Here is a 16615-nt window from a genome sequence, read left to right on the forward strand (position 1 = left end):
CCACAGGCTACTGCGGGGATGTGAGCGCACGACAATGCCGATTCAGGGATCGCGGCTCCCACGGTCGGTCGGCTCCGGTGTCAGACGGCAAGGGCCTCGAGGCGGGCGAGGAGCACCGGACGAGGAGGCCGCGCCGTGCGGACGACGTCGAGCGCGGTCCGGCCGTCAGCGAGGACGACGGCCGGGTCGAGGCCAGGCGCGGCGAGGAGCACGTCGTACAGCGGTTCGAGTCGGTTCTCGGGGAAGTTGCCCTGCCCGGCGAGTGCGGTCAGCGGGAAACCGTTCGCCGGTGACGACGCGTTGACGTCGGCACCCGCGGTGATGAGTGCGCCGAGCACCCGGGCGTCCTGTTCGGCGTCCCGCGCGCCGGAGCGGTCGAGCGCGAGGTGGAGGACGCTGTCGCCCTCGGCGGTGCGCAGGGCGACGTCGGCACCGTCGGCCAGCAGCTGCGGGACGAACGTGGAGCGGACGGTGAGGTCGGGATTGCGCAGGACGGCGTGGAGCAGGCTGTCGCCGTTCTCGTCGACCGCGGACGCGAGGCCTGGGGTGTAGACGGCTCGGAGCTCGTCGAGGTTCTGCCAGGTAGCCGTGCGGGTCACCGCCTCGGTGGCGGGGGCGAGTCCGGCCGCATCCAGATACGCCGTCACCAGGTCGAACAGCTGCGGCCGCCGGAAGCGACTCGAGCGGGCCCGGTCGAGCACCGAGTGCCCGTGCGGGTCGGGCGCGAGGAGCTCGAGGCCCGGCTGGTCGAAGAACGCACGGTAGTAGGGTTCGAGCTCCGCTTCGGACAGCTTCGGGTGGTCGACCTCCTCCACCGGGCGGCGCTGGTGTCGTCCGGCGGGCCGGTTCACGTCGGCACCGGCGGCGATGAGGCGACGGACGAGCGGAGGGTCGACCTCGGGGTCCCGGGCGCGCTGCGCCAGCAGGACGTGCAGCAGCGTGTACCCCTCGTCGAGGACGACCGTCGCATCCGCCCCGTCGTCAAGGAGCCGCCCGGCGATGAACGCGCGCGTCGCCGGATCCTGGTTGGACATCGCCTCGGCCAACAGCGGCAGCCCGGTCGAATCGGTGTACGAGGGCCAGGTCTCGGGGTCGTAGGCCGCCTCAAAGTCCTCGATGCTCGCACGCTTCAACCAGTAGGGCCGGACCACCATCGTGACATCCTCCGATCGGGCGGCACCGGCGGAATGGGCCGCGCCCACCAGCCTAGGCGGACGCCCCGCGCGCTGTCCGGCTGGACGCCCGCTGTCAACGTCGGGGACACGATTCGTCCACGTTCAGGGTAGAGGAGTACCGTCAGACGCTGGCGGTCAAGACTGCCTGGTCAGAGGCACGGAGGAATCGTGACCGGAAACGCAACTACCCGATTCGACAATGTGGCCATGTTGTCGGTGGCGAGCACGCTGCCGTCCGCAGTGGTGACCTCGGTCGAGATCGAAGAGGGCCTCGCGGCCGCGATGAAACGCGCCCGCCTCCCGAAGGGCATCCTGCGACGCGTCGCCGGTGTGGTCGAGCGACGACACTGGGGCCCCGGTGAGAACTCGGATGACGCCACCGTGTCGGCCGGACGCCGTGCGCTGGCCGAGGCCGGCATCTCGCCGTCGCAGATCGGCCTCATGATCAACACTTCGGTCACGAGACAGCACCTCGAGCCCTCCGTCGCCGTCCGCATCCACGACGGCCTCGGCTTGCCGAGCTCGGCCATCAACTTCGACATCGCCAACGCCTGCCTCGGGTTCGTCACCGGTATGACGATGGCGGCCGCCATGATCGAGTCCGGACAGATCGAGTACGCGCTCATCGTCAACGGTGAGGACGCGAGCGAGGTCCACGCCAACACGATCGAGCGCCTGAGCGGCAGTACCATCGACCGCGACGACTTCATGAGCGAGTTCGCCTCTCTCACGCTCGGCTCCGGAGCGGCCGCCGCCGTCATCGGCCCGGCGGACCGCCACCCGGAGGGGCACCGCATCCTCGGCGGCGTCACCCGCGCCGCGACCGAGTTCAACCACCTCTGCGTCGGCAGCGTCGACGGCATGTTCACGGACGCCCGAGCACTCCTCAAGGGCGGGCTCGACCTCGTCGTCTCCGCGTGGAAGGAGGCCGCCGGCGACTCGTGGCGGTGGTCGAAGATGGACCGCTACATCACCCACCAGGTGTCGTCCATCCACACGGACTCCATGGTGAAGGCCGCGTCACTCGACCGCAGCCGGGTGCCGGTCACCTATCCCTACCTCGGCAACGTCGGGCCGGCCTCCATCCCGATCACCCTCGCCGACCAGCAGTCGACCCTGAACAAGGGCGACCGCGTCCTCCTCATGGGCGTCGGCTCGGGGTTGAACACCGGCCTCATGGAACTCGCGTGGTAGCGGGCACCGTCGCCGCGAACGTCGGTCTGCGGACCATGGGGGTGCGCGCCGCAGGTCTGCCCGGCCTGCCCGCCGCCTTCTCCCACCGCATCGACGTCCCCGGCCGCCTGGCCGACGACGGCACGACGCGCAACTGGCACTACCTCGACACCGCCTCGGCGCTCGCCGAAGCCGGCGCGACACCGGTCGGCACCGTGCTCGCCGTCCACGGGAACCCGACGTGGTCGTACCTGTGGCGTTCGCTCGTCACGCAGTCGGTCGAGCAGGCGTCCTCCGGTGGCGACGCCTGGCGCGTCGTCGCGGTGGACCAGCTGGAGATGGGCTGGTCGGAGCGCACCGAGACCACCCGGACCCTGGAACAGCGCATCGCCGACCTCGCCGCCTTCACCGAGGCGCTCGGCATCACCGGTCCCGTCGTCACGCTCGGCCACGACTGGGGCGGCGTCATCTCCCTCGGCTGGGCGACGGAGCACCCGGAGGAGCTCGTCGGCTCGATGCTCCTCAACACCGCCGTGCACCACCCGGAGGGCACTGCGATCCCCGCGCCGCTGCGTCTCGCAGGCGCTCGAGGCATGCTCGGTGCCGGATCGGTCCAGACCACGGCGTTCCTCGACACGACGCTCTCCCTCGCGTCACCGCCGCTCGACCGCGACGTCCGCGACGCCTACCGGAGCCCGTACGGGTCGCCGGCCCGTCGTCGGGGGATCGGTGCGTTCGTCGCCGACATCCCCGCGACGCCCGACCACGTCAGCTTCGCGCGCCTCGAGCGCCTCGCCGACGACGTCGCCCAGCTCCGCGTCCCGGCCGTCATGCTCTGGGGCCCGCGCGATCCGATCTTCAGCGACCGCTACCTCGACGACCTCGCCGACCGCCTTCCGCACGCCGAGGTCCACCGCTTCGAGGGCGCCGGCCACCTCGTCATCGACGACGCCCCCGTCGCCGAATCGCTGCTCACCTGGCTCGGCGACCGCCTGCCGCAGGGTGCGACCGCGAAGACCGTGCCGACTGCTCCCGCCGAGGCGTCCGCGTCCGACGGCGGCTTCGAGCCGCTGTGGCGTCGGCTCGACCAGCGTCGCACCGACGACGGCGACGCCATCGTCGAGCAGCGCGGGTCCGGAACCGCACGTCGCGTCAGCTGGCGGCAGCTCGACGACCGCGTGACCCGCCTGGCCGCCGGCCTGCACCGCATCGGTGTGCGACGGGGCGACCGCGTCTCGCTACTCGTCACGCCTGGCGCCACGCTCACCGCCGTCATCTACGCCTGCCTGCGCATCGGCGCGGTCGTGGTCGTCGCCGACGCCGGTCTCGGCGTCAAGGGACTCCACCGAGCCGTGCGCGGTGCCTGGCCCGCCTACGTCATCGGTGAGACCAAGGGGCTCGCCGCAGCCCGGGCGCTCGGCTGGCCCGGCGTGAAGGTCTCAGCCGCCCGCCTCCCCGGTGCGACAGCAGCAGCTCTCGGCGTCTCGTACAGCCTCAAGGACCTGCTCGACACCCGCACGACGCCTGAGCTGCCCAGCGAACCCGGCCCGACCGACCTCGCGGCGATCCTGTACACCTCTGGATCGACCGGCCCGGCGAAGGGCGTGAAGTACACCCACGCCCAGCTGTCGTCGCTCCGTGACGTCCTCTCGGAGCACTTCGCGATCACCGCCGATTCGGGACTCGTCACCGGCTTCGCTCCGTTCGCCCTCCTCGGTCCGGCGCTCGGTGCCCGTTCCTCGACGCCGGAGATGGACATCTCGGCGCCCCGGACGCTCACCGCCCGGGCGGTCGCTGCCGCCGTGGCCGAGACGGACGCCGACATCGTGTTCCTCTCGCCGGCCGCCATCCTGAACGTGGTCGCGACGGCCGACGCGCTCGACGCAGCGGACCGACAAGCGCTCCAGGGCGTCAGGACAGTGCTCTCGACGGGCGCGCCCGTCAGTCGCCAGCTCCTCACGGCACTCGTGGGCGTCCTGCCCAACGCGTCCGCGCACGCGGTGTACGGCATGACCGAGTGCCTGCTCGTTGCGGACATCACCCTCGACACGCTGCCCGACGAGGACACCGAGCACACGGGTGTGTGCGTCGGGACGCCCATCGGCGGCGTCGACGTGCGCATCAGCCCACTCGATGAGGCCGGACGCGCCACGGGTGCGCCGACGCAGGACGCGGATCGCCTCGGCGAGGTCATCATCTCGGCGGAGCACCTCAAATCGCAGTACGACCGGCTCTGGCTGACCGACCGTGCCGCTGTCCGCGACGTCGCCGATGACGGACGCTGGCACCGCACCGGCGATGTCGGGCATCTCGACACCGATGGCCGCCTCTGGATCGAGGGCCGTCTGCCGCACGTGATCGCGACCCAGGACGGACCGATCGCTCCGGTCGGACCGGAGCAGGCGATCGAGACCGTGTCGCTCGTTCGCCGCGCCGCCGTCGTCGGCGTCGGCCCCGCGGGTCTCCGCCAGTGCGTCGCGATCGTCGAGACGACCACGGGTACGAAGCGGGTCCAGCTCGCCGATGCGGAGCTCGCCGCGCAGGTGCGGGACGCTTCGACGCAGCCGCTCGTCGCGGTGTTCGTCGTACCCGAGCTGCCGACGGACATCCGCCACAACTCCAAGATCGACCGCACCCGCCTGTCGGTGTGGGCGGAAGGCATCCTGGCCGGTGAACGGCTGAGCACCCCGTGACGGTCCTCGTGACCGGCGCGAGCGGCATGCTCGGCCGCGAGGTCGCGTTGGAGCTGCTCCGCGCCGGCCACCACGTCCGCGTCCTGCAGCGCGGCCCGTCGGCGCTCGCCGATGTCGAGGAAGTGCGCGGGTCGATCACCGACGCGGCGGTCGTCGAGACGGCCATGGTCGGTGTCGACGCCGTCGTCCACCTGGCCGCGAAGGTCTCGTTGGCGGGTGACCCGGCGGAGTTCGAGCGCGTCAACGTCGCCGGGGCCGAGGTCGTCCTCGACGCCGCCGAGACCGCGGGCGTCTCACGATTCGTCCACATCTCCTCGCCGTCCGTCGCGCACGGTGGCTCGGCGCTCGTGGGTGTCGGTGCGGAACCGGCCGACCCGGACGCAGCACGCGGGGAGTACGCGCGGACGAAGGCGAAGGGTGAGCTGCTCGCCCTCGAACGTGACCGTCGCGGGTTCGCGGTCGTCGTCGTGCGGCCTCACCTCGTCTGGGGTCCGGGCGACCCGCAGCTCGTCGAGCGCATCGTCGACCGCGCACGCCGCGGCCGGTTGCCGTTGCTCGACGACGGAACCGCCCTCATCGACAGCACGTATGTCGCGAACGCGGCGTCGGCGATCGCGGCGGCACTCGAGCATGCGGAGACGGCACACGGTCGTGCGTTCGTGGTGACGAACGGGGAGCCGCGTCCGGTCGGTGAGCTGCTCGCGGGCATCTGCCGTGCCGCCGGTGTCAAGCCGCCCGCCTTCAGTGTCCCCGCCGGCGTCGCCCGGGCCGCAGGTGGGCTCGTCGAGCGCCTGTGGAGCATCCGCCCCGGCGCCGATGAGCCGCCGATGACGCGCTTCCTCGCGGAACAGCTGTCGACCGCCCACTGGTTCGACCAGCGTCAGACCCGCGCGGCCTTGCACTGGACGCCGGCGGTCTCGATCGACGAGGGACTCGAACGCCTGGCGGAGCACTACCGCGCCTGAGGTCTTCTCCTCCCGTTCATGCGCTCAGGGGGTAGCGTCGGTCAGCCCGTTGAGCGCTTGGCAGCGGCCAACACGTCCACGGCCAGGCGGTACACGTCTTCTCGGCTGTCCGTCAGACTCATCGATTCCTCGCCATAGATGTCGAAGGCGATGTCGACGAGGGTTTCCGCAGCGGTGATCCCCAGGTGTCTCACCAGCAAGACGAGGTCACTGAGATCCTGTTCCCGAGCGCTCGCGAGCTTCATCGCGACGAGCACCTTCGGATCTGCAAGAGCGACGACGAAGCCTTCGGAGTGTGCCCTGACGTCTCCTCGGCCGTCCGGGATGAACGGCTTTGCATTCGAGTTCAACCAGGTCGGCGAAAGCGAATAGCGCTCCGCCAGCCTCGCTGCTTCTTCTCGCACTTCAACGTCTGGCCAGAAGACCGCGTCGACATCGGTCGTCACACGTATGTCGTGATCGTCCGGGTACTGCAGAGCCAGTGCAGCCCCTCCGACCACGTACATTCGTCCGTTCACCTTCCGCTCGGTCAAAGCGCCTTCGAGCTCCCGCATCAACTGGCGGACGAAACCCGGATCCAACTGCGGCTCACGGTTCACGCGCGGCTCAGGCTCTGCTCGTCGATGAAGATGTTGAGGCGCCGCAAGTGCTCCGGCGAGCGGGTGCGCGCACGCTCCCGCAGGCTGTCGAACTGGGAGACGAACCATGGCTCGGGCAGCGGCGTCAGCTCGGGCCATCGTGCGGTGAGCGCATCAGGCAGTGCTCGGCCGTAATGGGCACGGAACAGGGTGTCCCATCCGGTATCCGGGAGTTGCTCTGGAGGTCTGGCGAACAGCGGATCAGTCGCAAGGTCGGGCTCGACTGCGACCTTCTGCGCCGCTTGCGTCAGCAGGCGGAGGGCGAACGTGCGATCTCCCTCGAGGAGTGCGTCGCTCATCGCCTGGGAGACTCCGGCGGGCGAGAACCGAGCGGCGGGTGATGACGACTCGACCGCGTTGATGACGATGTCCTTCCCCAGGGCGCGCAGTGCCCGCTCGAGCGATGCCAGCTTGATCGTCGCGTCCTCCTCGGACTTCAAGAGCTGCGAGATCGCCCCAGGCGTGACGTGCAGGCGCCGAGCCAGTTCGGCCCCGCTCGTCCCCGCCGCGCTCATCGTGTCCCGAATCAGCGTACTCATCGACTCCCCGATCATTAGCTATAGCTAAATGATACCCGAACATCGTGATCGAACACCGTCGCTGCGCATCTTCATCCCTGTCGGACGTCTGCCCTAGCGTCGAGCGCATGCGTTCGTTCCGGATCCAGGTGCCCGATGCCGACCTCGAGGACCTGCGGCGGCGACTCGACACGGTTCGCCTCCCCGCCGCGATCGGTGACGCCGGCGAGGAAAGCGCCCTCTCGCTCGACCGGTTACGTACGCTCGTCGGCCACTGGCGGGACGGCTTCGACTGGCGACGCATCGAACGCGAGCTGCAGGAGGTGTCGCAGTTCGAGGCGGAGGTCGACGGGCAGCGGCTGCATGTCGCGCGGCTACCGGCTCCGGACGGCGTCACGGTGACGATCCCGGTGATCGCGTTCCACGGCTGGCCGTACTCCTTCGTCGAGATGCTGCCGCTGGCGAGGGAACTCGCAGGACGCACGGTCGACCTCGGCGACGGCCGGACACTCGGCTTCGAGGTCGTCGTCCCCTCGCTGCCCGGGTACGGGTTCTCGGCGCCTCTCGTGGACCGGCCGTTCACCGGCCCGGTGGTCGCCGAACTCATGCACGCACTCATGACCGAGGTGCTGGGGCACGCGAGCTACCTCACCTACGGCGAGGACGTCGGGTCGACGACGAGCGACTGGCTCGCGGCCCTGTATCCCCAATCGGTCATCGGCCAGTTCGCGACGCACGCCGCCTTCCCATCTGCGTCCCGAGCGCGCGACCTCACCGCCGAGGAGCAGGACTGGCTCGACCGACACGACCAGGAGTGGGCTCGCGGTCTCGCCTATGCCCGAGTGCAGGCCACCAGGCCCGAGATCCTCGCGACGGCCCTCAACGACTCGCCGGTGGGCCTCGCCGCGTGGATCGTGGAGAAGCTCCTCGCGTGGGCGGGCGAGGGGGACTGGTGGACCGACGATGAGCTGCTGACCACGGTCTCGCTGTACTGGTTCACGCAGAGCGTCGGGTCATCGTTCCGGCCGTATCGCGACCACCCGAAGCAGCCTGAACTCCCACTGATCGAGGTGCCCGTAGCCGTCGCCGTGCAGACGGGCGAACGCGGACTCCCACGCTCCTACGCGGCGCGGACGTACACCGACATCCGGAGCTGGGAGGAGCTGGACCGCGGCGCGCACTTCACGGCCTGGCAGGTGCCGGACGTGGTGGCGGACCGGATCGAGGCGTTCGTGGAGACACTGCCGATCGCCGACTGACCGGCCGGACGCCTCAGCGCTCGTCGTCGCGAAGTGACCCGATCATGCTGCGCAGGATGACGAGCGCCTCACGCTGCTGATCGGTGGTCAGGCCCCCGAGCATCCTGACCTCCACTGACCGCACGGCAGCGGTCGCCTGCCCGAGATGCTCGCGGCCGAGCGGTGTGAGCCTAGTCGGCAGTGCCTTGCCGATGGGAGCCTGTTCCGGTCGACTGACGAAGCCGTCGCGCTCGAGGGCCTGCAGGAGCACGTTCATGGACTGTCGGGTGACGAAGGCGCCGCGAGCCAGTTCCGAGTTCGACAGCCCGGGTCGCTGGGCGAGGAGTTCGAGGCAGGAGTAGTGCGTGATCGTCATGCCGAGTGGCCGCAGCACCGCCTCCATGGCTGAGCGGAGTGCGCTCGAAGCCTCCTTCAGGAGGTACCCGAGCGAGGTGTCCAGTTCGATCCCGCGTTGACTCATGTCAGTATTCTGACATAGGCTGAGTGCGTCAGGTAACTGACACAAGAGAAATGGACGCACATCATGCCCGTCACCGGACCCGACTTCATCTCCCTCCAGGTCACCGACCTCGACGCCTCGCAGGCCTTCTACGAGCAGTACCTCGGCCTCGTCCGCTCGCAGGCCGGCCCGCCGCACGCGGTCGTCTTCGAGACGACGCCGACGGCCTTCGCCCTGCGCGACATCGTCCCCGGAACCGATCTCGCCTCGGTGAACCAGCCCGGGATCGGCGCGGCGATCTGGCTGCACGCCACGGACGTCCAGGAGATCCACGACACCCTCGTCGCCGACGGCCACACGATCGTCTCGGCGCCGATCGACGGCCCGTTCGGTCGCACCTTCACCTTCGCCGACCCCGACGGCTACCAGCTGACCCTCCACGACCGCGCCTGAGCTCGTTCTCGTTCGACGCGTCAGAATGGACGGATGCGACGATCGAGAGTGCACCTGATGGGCGCCAGTGGTAGTGGCGTGACGACGCTCGGGCGGGCGCTCGCCGACCACTGGTCCGTCCCGCACGCCGACGTCGACGACTACTTCTGGGTGCCGACGGACCCGCCTTACGTCACCAAGCGCTCCGATGCGGAGCGGGTGCGGCTCATGCGCGAGCTGTTCGTGCCGCGCGAGGCGTGGGTTCTATCGGGCTCGATGCCCGGCTGGGGCGACGAGATCGTGGCCGAGTGCGACGCGATCGTCTTCGTGACCCTCGACCCGGCGGAGCGGCTGCGGCGTCTGGAGGCCCGAGAGGTCGAGCGGCGGGCCGGCGAACCGCACGACGAGCGCGCGTGGCAGGAGTTCCGGGAGTGGGCGTCCGGCTACGGCGACCCCGCGTTCGACGGCCGGAGTCGGGCGTCGCACGAGGCCTGGCTCGCGACCCTGCCGCAGCCGGTCCTCCAGGTCAACAGCGGGCTGTCGCGAGCTGAGCTCCTCGAGGTCGTCCTGGCCTGGGAACCGCGCTGACGGGTGTCGGTGTCAGAGCGCTGTCAACGGGGTGCCGGCCGCCGGATCGAGGCGCATACTGGAATGGTCAGACTTATCTGACACACGTCGCTTAGTGAGCGACTGCGGCGTGCGGTTCCGACGCTCGAGGAGGATGTCCCACCATGAAGGCACTGCGGTACACGAAGATCGGTTCGGCCCCTGAGGTCGTCGAGATCGAGAAGCCGACGCCGGGGCCGGGTGAGATCCTCCTGAAGGTCACCGCCGCCGGTGTCTGCCACTCGGACGACTACGTCATGAGCCTGCCGGAGCAGGACTACCTGGAGCAGCAGTACCCGCTCCCGCTCACGCTGGGCCACGAGGGCGCCGGCGTCATCGAGGAGTTCGGCCCCGGGGTCGAGACCAGCCTGCAGATCGGTGACGCGGTCGCCGTCTACGGGCCGTGGGGCTGTGGTCACTGCCTCAACTGCTCCCAGGGCAAGGAGAACTACTGCACGAACGCCGCCGCCGAGGGCATCCGTCCTCCCGGGCTCGGCGCGCAGGGTTCCATGGCCGAGTACATGATCGTCGACGACGTCCGCCACCTCGTGCCGATCGGCGACCTCGACCCCGTGAAGAACGTGTCCCTCACCGATGCCGGCCTCACGCCGTACCACGCGATCAAGCGCAGCCTGCCGAAGCTCGGTGCCGGCACCTTCGCCGTCGTCATCGGTTCCGGTGGCCTCGGCCACGTCGGCATCCAGATGCTCAAGGCGCTCTCCGGAGCGACGGTCATCGTCCTCGACGTGAGCGACGAGAAGCTCGAGCTGGCGAAGCACGTCGGCGCCGACGTCACGCTCATCAGTGACGAGTCGGCCGCGGGCAGGATCCGCGAGCTCACCGGCGGGGTCGGTGTCGACGCCGTGTTCGACTTCGTCGGCGCGAACCCGACGATCGCCACGGCCACCGCGGTCGCCGCCATGGAGGCCGACGTGACGATCGTGGGTATCGGCGGCGGTTCGGCCACCATCGGCTTCGGCTCGATCGCCTACGACGCCGCCGTCCGCGTGCCGTACTGGGGTTCGCGGAGCGAGTTGATCGAGGTCTTCGAGCTCGCGAAGGCGGGCAAGGTCGACGTCGAGGTGCAGCCGTACTCGCTCGACGACGCCCCGAAGGCCTACGAGGACCTGCACGCGGGCACGATCCGCGGGCGTGCGGTCATCGTTCCGTAACCACGACTCCCGGAACCGGCGTCCGTCGCACTCGCGGCGGGCGCCGGTTCCGTGTTTTCAGTGCACCTGGGCGCAGGGTTCACACCCCGGAAACACTTTCGACACTGCATCGAAACTCCACCCACGCATACTTTCAATACAGTATCGAAATGAGTCGCGGCGAGGGCAGCGACGTAACCGGAGGAGCATCCAATGACCGTCGTCGAGACCGTTACCACCGTGGAGTCCGTCCGCGGCCGCCTGCAGGAGGCCGGCGTCAAGTACGCGATGGCGAGCTTCGTGGACATGCACGGCAGCATCAAGACCAAGTTCGTCCCGCTGTCGCACCTCGAGCGCATGGCCGGGGGATCGGAGCTCTTCACGGGGGCCGCGCTCGACGGCCTCCCGCAGGCGATCAGCGACGAGGAGCTCTCCGCTCGCCCCGACCTCGACAGCGCCGTGCAGTTGCCGTGGCGGAAGGACGTCGCCTTCTTCGCGAGCGACCTCTACACGAAGGGCGAGCCGTTCGAGGCGGCGTCGCGGAACATCCTCAAGCGTCAGCTCGATGCGGCGGCTGAGATGGGCTTCACCTTCAACCTCGGGATCGAGACCGAGTTCTTCGTCCTGAAGGACACCCCGGAGGGTGTGACCGAGGTCAGCGACCGCGACGACCTCGCGAAGCCCTGCTACACGGCGACCGCGGCGCTCGACAACCTCGATTGGCTCACCGAGCTGGTCGAGGCGATGACCGAGATGGGCTGGGGCGTGTACTCGTTCGACCACGAGGACGCCCCGGGGCAGTTCGAGATCGACTTCAACTACTCAGACGCGCTCACCATGGCGGACCGCGCCGTCTTCTTCCGGCTCATGGCCAACGAGATCGTCCGCAAGCACGGCTACTTCGCGACCTTCATGCCGAAGCCCTTCGCCGACCGCAGCGGCTCGGGTGCGCACTTCAACATGTCGCTCGCCGACATCGAGACCGGTGAGAACCTGTTCGAGACCGACGACGACCCACGTGGTTGCGGTATCTCGGAGCTCGGCTACAAGTTCATCGCCGGTGTCCTCAAGCACGCGCCGGCGCTCTCTGCGGTCATCGCGCCGACGGTCAACAGCTACAAGCGCCTCGTGCGTCAGGGCAGCATGTCGGGCTCGACCTGGGCGCCGGTGTTCGTGAGCTACGGCAACAACAACCGCACCAACATGCTCCGCGTGCCCCTGCAGGGTGGCCGCGTGGAGTGCCGTGCGGCCGACATCAGCTGCAACCCGTACCTCGGTGCCGCCCTCATCCTCGCTGCTGGCCTCGAGGGCATCCGTGAGGACCTCGACCCGGGTGCGCCGCACACCGAGAACATGTACGACTACACCGAGGCGGAGGTCGCGCAGCTCGGCATCGGCATGCTGCCCCGCAGCCTCGGCGAGGCCGTCGACGAGTTCGCGACCGACTCGCTGTCGCGCTCGGTGTTCGGTGACGCGATGTACGACGCGTTCATCGACTACAAGCGCCAGGAGTGGAACGAGTACCAGGCGCACGTGTCGGACTGGGAGACCGCCCGCTACCTGAAGTTCTTCTGATCCCGATGCACCAGGTCCTCGACCTCGGGAGGTTCGCGCTGGAGTCCGGCGCGGACCTCCCGGAGGCGCGGCTCGCGTACACGACGCAGGGCGCGCTGAACGCCGACGGCGACAACGCCGTCCTGCTCCCGAGCTACTACACCGGGACGCACGCGAGCTACGAGCCGTGGATCGGTCCGGGTCGGGCGCTCGACCCCGCGGACTGGTTCATCGTCTCGGTGGACCTGTTCGGCAACGGGGTGTCGACCTCGCCGTCGAACGCGGCTGAGGAGGTGCGCGGGGCCGCGTTCCCCGAGGTCTCGATCGGCGACAACGTGCGCGCGCAGCGGCAGCTCGCCGAACACCTCGGTGTCCGCCGCTGGCGGCTGGTCGCCGGCTGGTCGATGGGCGCGTTGCAGGCCTACGAGTGGGCGGTGCGGTACCCGGAGTCCGTCGACGCGTTCCTCCCCGTCGCCGGTGCCGCCCGCTGCTCGCCGCACAACGCGGTCTTCCTGGCCGGCGTCGAGGCGGCGCTCCGAGCCGACCCGGCGTTCGACGACGGGCGCTACACGACACCGCCGCGGGCCGGACTCCGCGCATTCGGGACGGTGTATGCGGGGTGGGCCTACTCGCAGGCGTTCTTCCGCGACGGCACCTACCGTGAGCTCGGGTACGCCGACGTCGCCGACCTCCTCGAGGACTGGGCGGCCGACCACGAGCGGTGGGACGCGAACGACCTGCTCGCGATGCTGCGCACCTGGCAGCGGGCGGATCCCGGGCGAGGGGTCGAGGGCGGGTTGGCCCTGGCGCTCGGGGGAGTGCGCGCGCGGAGCATCGTCATGCCGTCGTCGGCCGACCTCTACTTCACCGTCGAGGACAACGTCCTGGAGTCGGCGATGATGCGTCGGAGCGAGGTGCGGGTCATCGAGTCCGACCTCGGCCATGTGGCGGGGCGGCCTGGGGTGCGTGCCGCCGAGACGGCCGTGATCGAGGCCGCGATGCGCGAGCTGCTGGGCGAGGGCTGAGCTGCCGTGCCCGCCCGTAGGATTGGCGGAGGTGTCCGCGAGCAGGGAGTGGTGATCGATGGCCGGCCGCACAGGAGCATCGCCCGGTCGTCCTCGCGCGAGCGGCATCGCCGCCGAGGATCCTCGTGAGGAGATCATCCAGGTCGCGACCAGGCTGTTCGCCGAGCGCGGGTACGAGCGCACGAGTATGACGATGCTGGCCGAGGCGTGCGGGATGAAGCAGTCCTCGCTCTACTACTGGTTCGCGAACAAGCGCGAGGTGCTGCGGGCGACCGCCGCCTCGAACCGCCAGTCGGTCGGCGCCGCGGAAGCCCTCGGTCCGATCGAGGCTGATGTTCCCGCGAAGCTCTACCGCGTCCTCTACGAGGATGGCGTCGCGATCTGCGAGGCGCCCTTCGACTACAACGAGATCGAGCGGCTCGCAGCGGAGCATCCCGACGACCTCGCGTCGTTCTGGGACGACTACCGCACGTTGTTCACGTTCATCGCCGGACTCATCCGCGACGGGGTCGAGCAGGGGACCCTCGTCCTCGGCGGCAGCGAGACGCCGGAGTGGGCGGCAGCGGCGGCACTCCACGCCAACGAGGGCATGCAGAAGGCCTACCGCTATGGCTCCGGCGACATCGCCGCCCAGTACCCACCGGTCGAGGCCGCCGAGGGTGCGAGCGAGACGGACCGCATCCGGGCCTTCGCGCGGCGCACCGCCTCCGCCACCCTCCACAGCCTCCTCGTCGACCGCGCTGCGCTCGCCGACGTCGAACGGGCTGCACTCCAGCTCGACCTCGCGGCCGCCTAACCCGCCGGAGACTCGTCCTCAGCCGGGGCGTCCGTCGAGTGGTTCCGACGTCCCGACCGCAGGCTTGAGGTGATGACGGTCAGCGCGAGCGAGACCTGCACTAGTGCGAGCACGATCTGGAACCAGTCTCGACTCGTCCCCGACCAGTTCGAGACGATGATCCAGAGCTGCACGGCCACGAGCGCCAAGAAGAGGACGGCCGCCACGAGCCACAGCTTGCCAGAGCGGGTCATCGGCCGTCTCCGGTATCGGTCCGGGCGGCGTCGATGGGTGCGTGTTTCGGGAGCCGGCACGCCTGGATCAACACAACCGCGCCGAGGACGATCTGCGCGGCACCCAGGATGACCCAGAACAGATAGCCCTGACTGTCAGCGCCGGCGGGCAACCTGAACGCGAGTTGCACGACACCGAGGGTCGCCCACGTCCATCCCAGGATCAGCCGTGGCGTCCGGTACTGGGGATCGTTCGCCTTGATCATGCGAGCAGCCTATGCTGCGCCTGACAAGCGCGCAGCGAGAGAACGCTGAGCGCTTGTGCGTCGCCTGTCCGGTCTCGGCCTCGATACCGTTGTTTCATGACGCGCGACGTGGTGGGGCAGGGGCGGTGGCACGCGTTGGAGCATCTCCGGTGGATCGATGGCGATGCGGACGTGTGGAGCATGCTGCAGGATCACGCGGCGCTCAGTGCGATCGTCACGGCACTGGCTGATCTCGCCGGGCGCGACCGGCCGGACTGCATCGTGGGTATCGAGTCACGCGGTTTCGTTCTGGCGCCAGCGGTGGCGGTCGCCTTGGGCATCGGGTTCGTGGCCGTCAGAAAGGATGGAGCCATGTTCCCCGGCTCGTTGATCAGCAGGCGGACCGAGGTCGACTACCGAGGGCAGCAACGCACGCTGTCGATGCGCCGTGATCACCTGCAGCCTGGGGCTCGACTCGTTCTGGTCGATGACTGGGTGGAAACCGGAAGCCAGGCTCTGGTCGTCGCGGAGCTCGCGAAGGAGGGTGGGGCCGAGGTCGTGTCAGTGGTCACCATCGTCGATGAGGCAAGTGACACTGCGCGGCACCGGCTTCCGCCGATCCACTCGCTCGTGACGGGTGCCGATCTCCCATGATCAGCTTCGGCCGATCACAGAGGAGACGCTCTCCGCGCCTGACCAGAAGGCTGGACACTCCGGCCGGTGTACTCGTGCTCCCGCATACAGTCGAGGAATGTTCGTTCGCTTCCAGAGTGCCGTTCCGAATCGAAACGGCCGGTTCCCCGGTGTGTTCGCGATGGCGAACGGGCTGCACGACACCGGGCGGCTGTCGGGGGAGGACGCAGCATGGTGGCGCCAGAGCAACGACCGGCTGAACGCCGCATACGCGAACCCGTCCGTTGCCTCACCGGGTAGTTTCGAACACCCTGGCGCACGATCGTGGTTCAAGGAGACGGCGATCGATCTCCTCACGCTCACTGGCGGCTATCTCGCACTCCTCGATCGATACGACATCCCCTGGGTCGAGCTCCGAACGATGATGCCGGGCCGCCTCACCTATGAGGACGACGTGCAGATCGTCGCCGTTCCGTTCCGGTACCCCGACGACTGGCCTCTGTGACGCCCATCGCCTTGCGTCGAGTGTCGGGTCAGGGAGATGGGTGCCTCGCGACAACCTCTCGGATGAACGACTCTTTGCCGCGGTTGTAGTCCGCGCGTTCTGAAACGGTCGTCGCCAATCCTCGTTTGATGCGCTCGTACTCGCGTGCCAGACCAGGATTCCCTCTCGAAGAGCGTCTCGGAAGGCGAGGTGTTCCGCGGCCCAGACCGAGCCCATTCCGCAGACGTGGATGTGCACATTCCGCGGGCGTCCCGCGGGCGGTCGCAGGAAGCGGAAATTCGCACCGCGAGCGCGGAGAACCATCCCCAGTTCTTCCAGGGCGGGTAGGTAGGCGGGTTCATCTTCGATGTCCGGCACTTGGATCTGCATGTCGATGACCGGTTTGGCGGCAAGTCCGGGCACCGCGGTCGAACCGACGTGATCGACGTGGGCGGGGAGGGGGTGGAGCGAGTCCTTGAGCAGGTCTTCCCAGTGCCTGCCCATGTCGGCCCAATCGTCGGATGCGTCGTGGATCTCGACCGCTTCCTCGATGGGCTGGTCGAACCACTCAACGTCGACGTCGTCCATCTTTCAAGTCTGCCGAGGGGCAAAAGCCG

Annotated in this window: 18 protein-coding genes; 11 read left to right on the forward strand and 7 right to left on the reverse strand. The window is 69.1% G+C overall.

Annotated features, from left to right (window positions below; all coding sequences use genetic code 11):
• Positions 1–80: 80 nt before the first annotated feature.
• A complete protein-coding gene (locus tag EAO79_RS05130) occupies positions 81–1154 on the reverse strand; it encodes a hypothetical protein (RefSeq protein ID WP_124768113.1) in 1074 nt (357 codons plus the stop codon).
• 228 nt (positions 1155–1382) lie between these two features.
• On the opposite strand from EAO79_RS05130, the gene EAO79_RS05135 reads away from it, so the two are divergent.
• Genes EAO79_RS05135 through EAO79_RS05145 form a run of 3 tightly spaced genes read left to right on the forward strand, consistent with a single transcriptional unit; the run spans position 1383 to position 6006 of the window.
• Positions 1383–2369, forward strand: coding sequence for a 3-oxoacyl-ACP synthase III (locus EAO79_RS05135; protein WP_194718740.1), 987 nt, complete (start codon positions 1383–1385; stop codon positions 2367–2369).
• Positions 2363–5041, forward strand: a complete 2679-nt coding sequence (locus EAO79_RS05140; RefSeq protein WP_371413674.1) for an alpha/beta fold hydrolase — start codon at positions 2363–2365, stop codon at positions 5039–5041. The genes EAO79_RS05135 and EAO79_RS05140 overlap by 7 nt, the downstream gene beginning before the upstream one ends.
• Complete coding sequence (locus EAO79_RS05145; RefSeq protein WP_124768117.1) at positions 5038–6006, forward strand: NAD(P)-dependent oxidoreductase; 969 nt, start codon at positions 5038–5040, stop codon at positions 6004–6006. The genes EAO79_RS05140 and EAO79_RS05145 overlap by 4 nt, the downstream gene beginning before the upstream one ends.
• A gap of 41 nt (positions 6007–6047) precedes the next feature.
• Here EAO79_RS05145 and EAO79_RS05150 read toward each other — a convergent pair whose 3' ends face one another.
• Together EAO79_RS05150 and EAO79_RS05155 are read right to left on the reverse strand one after the other, a co-directional pair.
• Complete coding sequence (locus tag EAO79_RS05150) at positions 6048–6605, reverse strand: hypothetical protein (protein WP_079704568.1); 558 nt, start codon at positions 6603–6605, stop codon at positions 6048–6050.
• Complete coding sequence (locus EAO79_RS05155; protein WP_124768119.1) at positions 6602–7183, reverse strand: helix-turn-helix transcriptional regulator; 582 nt, start codon at positions 7181–7183, stop codon at positions 6602–6604. The genes EAO79_RS05150 and EAO79_RS05155 overlap by 4 nt, the downstream gene beginning before the upstream one ends.
• 107 nt (positions 7184–7290) lie before the next feature.
• Here EAO79_RS05155 and EAO79_RS05160 point away from each other — a divergent pair, with 107 nt between their 5' ends.
• The gene (locus EAO79_RS05160; RefSeq protein WP_124768121.1) at positions 7291–8421 is read left to right on the forward strand and encodes an epoxide hydrolase family protein; all 1131 of its coding nucleotides are present in this window, start codon (positions 7291–7293) and stop codon (positions 8419–8421) included.
• A gap of 13 nt (positions 8422–8434) precedes the next feature.
• On the opposite strand, the gene EAO79_RS05165 is transcribed toward EAO79_RS05160, so the two are convergent.
• Positions 8435–8881, reverse strand: a complete 447-nt coding sequence (locus tag EAO79_RS05165) for a MarR family winged helix-turn-helix transcriptional regulator (protein WP_124768123.1) — start codon at positions 8879–8881, stop codon at positions 8435–8437.
• 63 nt (positions 8882–8944) lie between these two features.
• On the opposite strand from EAO79_RS05165, the gene EAO79_RS05170 reads away from it, so the two are divergent.
• From EAO79_RS05170 to EAO79_RS05195, 6 genes are all read left to right on the forward strand, one after another.
• Entirely contained in the window at positions 8945–9313 is a 369-nt protein-coding gene (locus EAO79_RS05170) for a VOC family protein (RefSeq protein ID WP_124768125.1), read from the forward strand.
• Between the two features lie 33 nt (positions 9314–9346).
• Positions 9347–9880: a hypothetical protein gene (locus tag EAO79_RS05175; protein ID WP_124768127.1), complete on the forward strand. Its 534-nt coding sequence runs from the start codon at positions 9347–9349 to the stop codon at positions 9878–9880.
• A 143-nt stretch (positions 9881–10023) separates the two neighbouring features.
• Complete coding sequence (locus tag EAO79_RS05180) at positions 10024–11070, forward strand: NAD(P)-dependent alcohol dehydrogenase (RefSeq protein WP_124768129.1); 1047 nt, start codon at positions 10024–10026, stop codon at positions 11068–11070.
• A gap of 192 nt (positions 11071–11262) precedes the next feature.
• Positions 11263–12624: a type III glutamate--ammonia ligase gene (glnT, locus tag EAO79_RS05185; protein WP_124768131.1), complete on the forward strand. Its 1362-nt coding sequence runs from the start codon at positions 11263–11265 to the stop codon at positions 12622–12624.
• A 5-nt stretch (positions 12625–12629) separates the two neighbouring features.
• A complete protein-coding gene (locus EAO79_RS05190) occupies positions 12630–13628 on the forward strand; it encodes an alpha/beta fold hydrolase (RefSeq protein WP_124768133.1) in 999 nt (332 codons plus the stop codon).
• Positions 13629–13686: 58 nt separating this feature from the next.
• Positions 13687–14424, forward strand: coding sequence for a TetR/AcrR family transcriptional regulator (locus EAO79_RS05195; RefSeq protein ID WP_124768135.1), 738 nt, complete (start codon positions 13687–13689; stop codon positions 14422–14424).
• Here EAO79_RS05195 and EAO79_RS05200 read toward each other — a convergent pair.
• Positions 14421–14657: a hypothetical protein gene (locus EAO79_RS05200; protein WP_124768137.1), complete on the reverse strand. Its 237-nt coding sequence runs from the start codon at positions 14655–14657 to the stop codon at positions 14421–14423. The two genes, EAO79_RS05195 and EAO79_RS05200, sit on opposite strands and share 4 nt — an antisense overlap.
• Positions 14654–14902: a hypothetical protein gene (locus EAO79_RS05205; RefSeq protein ID WP_124768139.1), complete on the reverse strand. Its 249-nt coding sequence runs from the start codon at positions 14900–14902 to the stop codon at positions 14654–14656. The genes EAO79_RS05200 and EAO79_RS05205 overlap by 4 nt, the downstream gene beginning before the upstream one ends.
• A gap of 96 nt (positions 14903–14998) precedes the next feature.
• Between EAO79_RS05205 and EAO79_RS05210 the strand changes: the two genes are divergently transcribed.
• Positions 14999–15535, forward strand: coding sequence for a phosphoribosyltransferase family protein (locus EAO79_RS05210; protein ID WP_124768141.1), 537 nt, complete (start codon positions 14999–15001; stop codon positions 15533–15535).
• 268 nt (positions 15536–15803) lie between these two features.
• Here EAO79_RS05210 and EAO79_RS19330 read toward each other — a convergent pair whose 3' ends face one another.
• Positions 15804–16586 (reverse strand): GrpB family protein, encoded by a 783-nt coding sequence (locus EAO79_RS19330; protein WP_241160992.1) that lies wholly within the window; start codon positions 16584–16586, stop codon positions 15804–15806.
• Between the last annotated feature and the right edge of the window lie 29 nt (positions 16587–16615).

Source organism: Plantibacter sp. PA-3-X8 (assembly GCF_003856975.1).
Classification (GTDB): domain Bacteria; phylum Actinomycetota; class Actinomycetes; order Actinomycetales; family Microbacteriaceae; genus Plantibacter; species Plantibacter auratus.

Excerpts from the sequence above, each read along its gene's own strand:
- EAO79_RS05130 (WP_124768113.1), bottom strand. The coding sequence starts at position 1,154 with ATGGTGGTCCGGCCCTACTGGTTGAAGCGTGCGAGCATCGAGGACTTT.
- EAO79_RS05170 (WP_124768125.1), top strand. The coding sequence starts at position 8,945 with ATGCCCGTCACCGGACCCGACTTCATCTCCCTCCAGGTCACCGACCTC.
- glnT (WP_124768131.1), top strand. The coding sequence starts at position 11,263 with ATGACCGTCGTCGAGACCGTTACCACCGTGGAGTCCGTCCGCGGCCGC.
- EAO79_RS05155 (WP_124768119.1), bottom strand. The coding sequence starts at position 7,183 with ATGAGTACGCTGATTCGGGACACGATGAGCGCGGCGGGGACGAGCGGG.
- EAO79_RS05160 (WP_124768121.1), top strand. The coding sequence starts at position 7,291 with ATGCGTTCGTTCCGGATCCAGGTGCCCGATGCCGACCTCGAGGACCTG.
- EAO79_RS19330 (WP_241160992.1), bottom strand. The coding sequence starts at position 16,586 with ATGGACGACGTCGACGTTGAGTGGTTCGACCAGCCCATCGAGGAAGCG.
- EAO79_RS05210 (WP_124768141.1), top strand. The coding sequence starts at position 14,999 with ATGACGCGCGACGTGGTGGGGCAGGGGCGGTGGCACGCGTTGGAGCAT.
- EAO79_RS05205 (WP_124768139.1), bottom strand. The coding sequence starts at position 14,902 with ATGATCAAGGCGAACGATCCCCAGTACCGGACGCCACGGCTGATCCTG.
- EAO79_RS05175 (WP_124768127.1), top strand. The coding sequence starts at position 9,347 with ATGCGACGATCGAGAGTGCACCTGATGGGCGCCAGTGGTAGTGGCGTG.
- EAO79_RS05180 (WP_124768129.1), top strand. The coding sequence starts at position 10,024 with ATGAAGGCACTGCGGTACACGAAGATCGGTTCGGCCCCTGAGGTCGTC.
- EAO79_RS05200 (WP_124768137.1), bottom strand. The coding sequence starts at position 14,657 with ATGACCCGCTCTGGCAAGCTGTGGCTCGTGGCGGCCGTCCTCTTCTTG.
- EAO79_RS05165 (WP_124768123.1), bottom strand. The coding sequence starts at position 8,881 with ATGAGTCAACGCGGGATCGAACTGGACACCTCGCTCGGGTACCTCCTG.
- EAO79_RS05190 (WP_124768133.1), top strand. The coding sequence starts at position 12,630 with ATGCACCAGGTCCTCGACCTCGGGAGGTTCGCGCTGGAGTCCGGCGCG.
- EAO79_RS05195 (WP_124768135.1), top strand. The coding sequence starts at position 13,687 with ATGGCCGGCCGCACAGGAGCATCGCCCGGTCGTCCTCGCGCGAGCGGC.
- EAO79_RS05135 (WP_194718740.1), top strand. The coding sequence starts at position 1,383 with ATGTTGTCGGTGGCGAGCACGCTGCCGTCCGCAGTGGTGACCTCGGTC.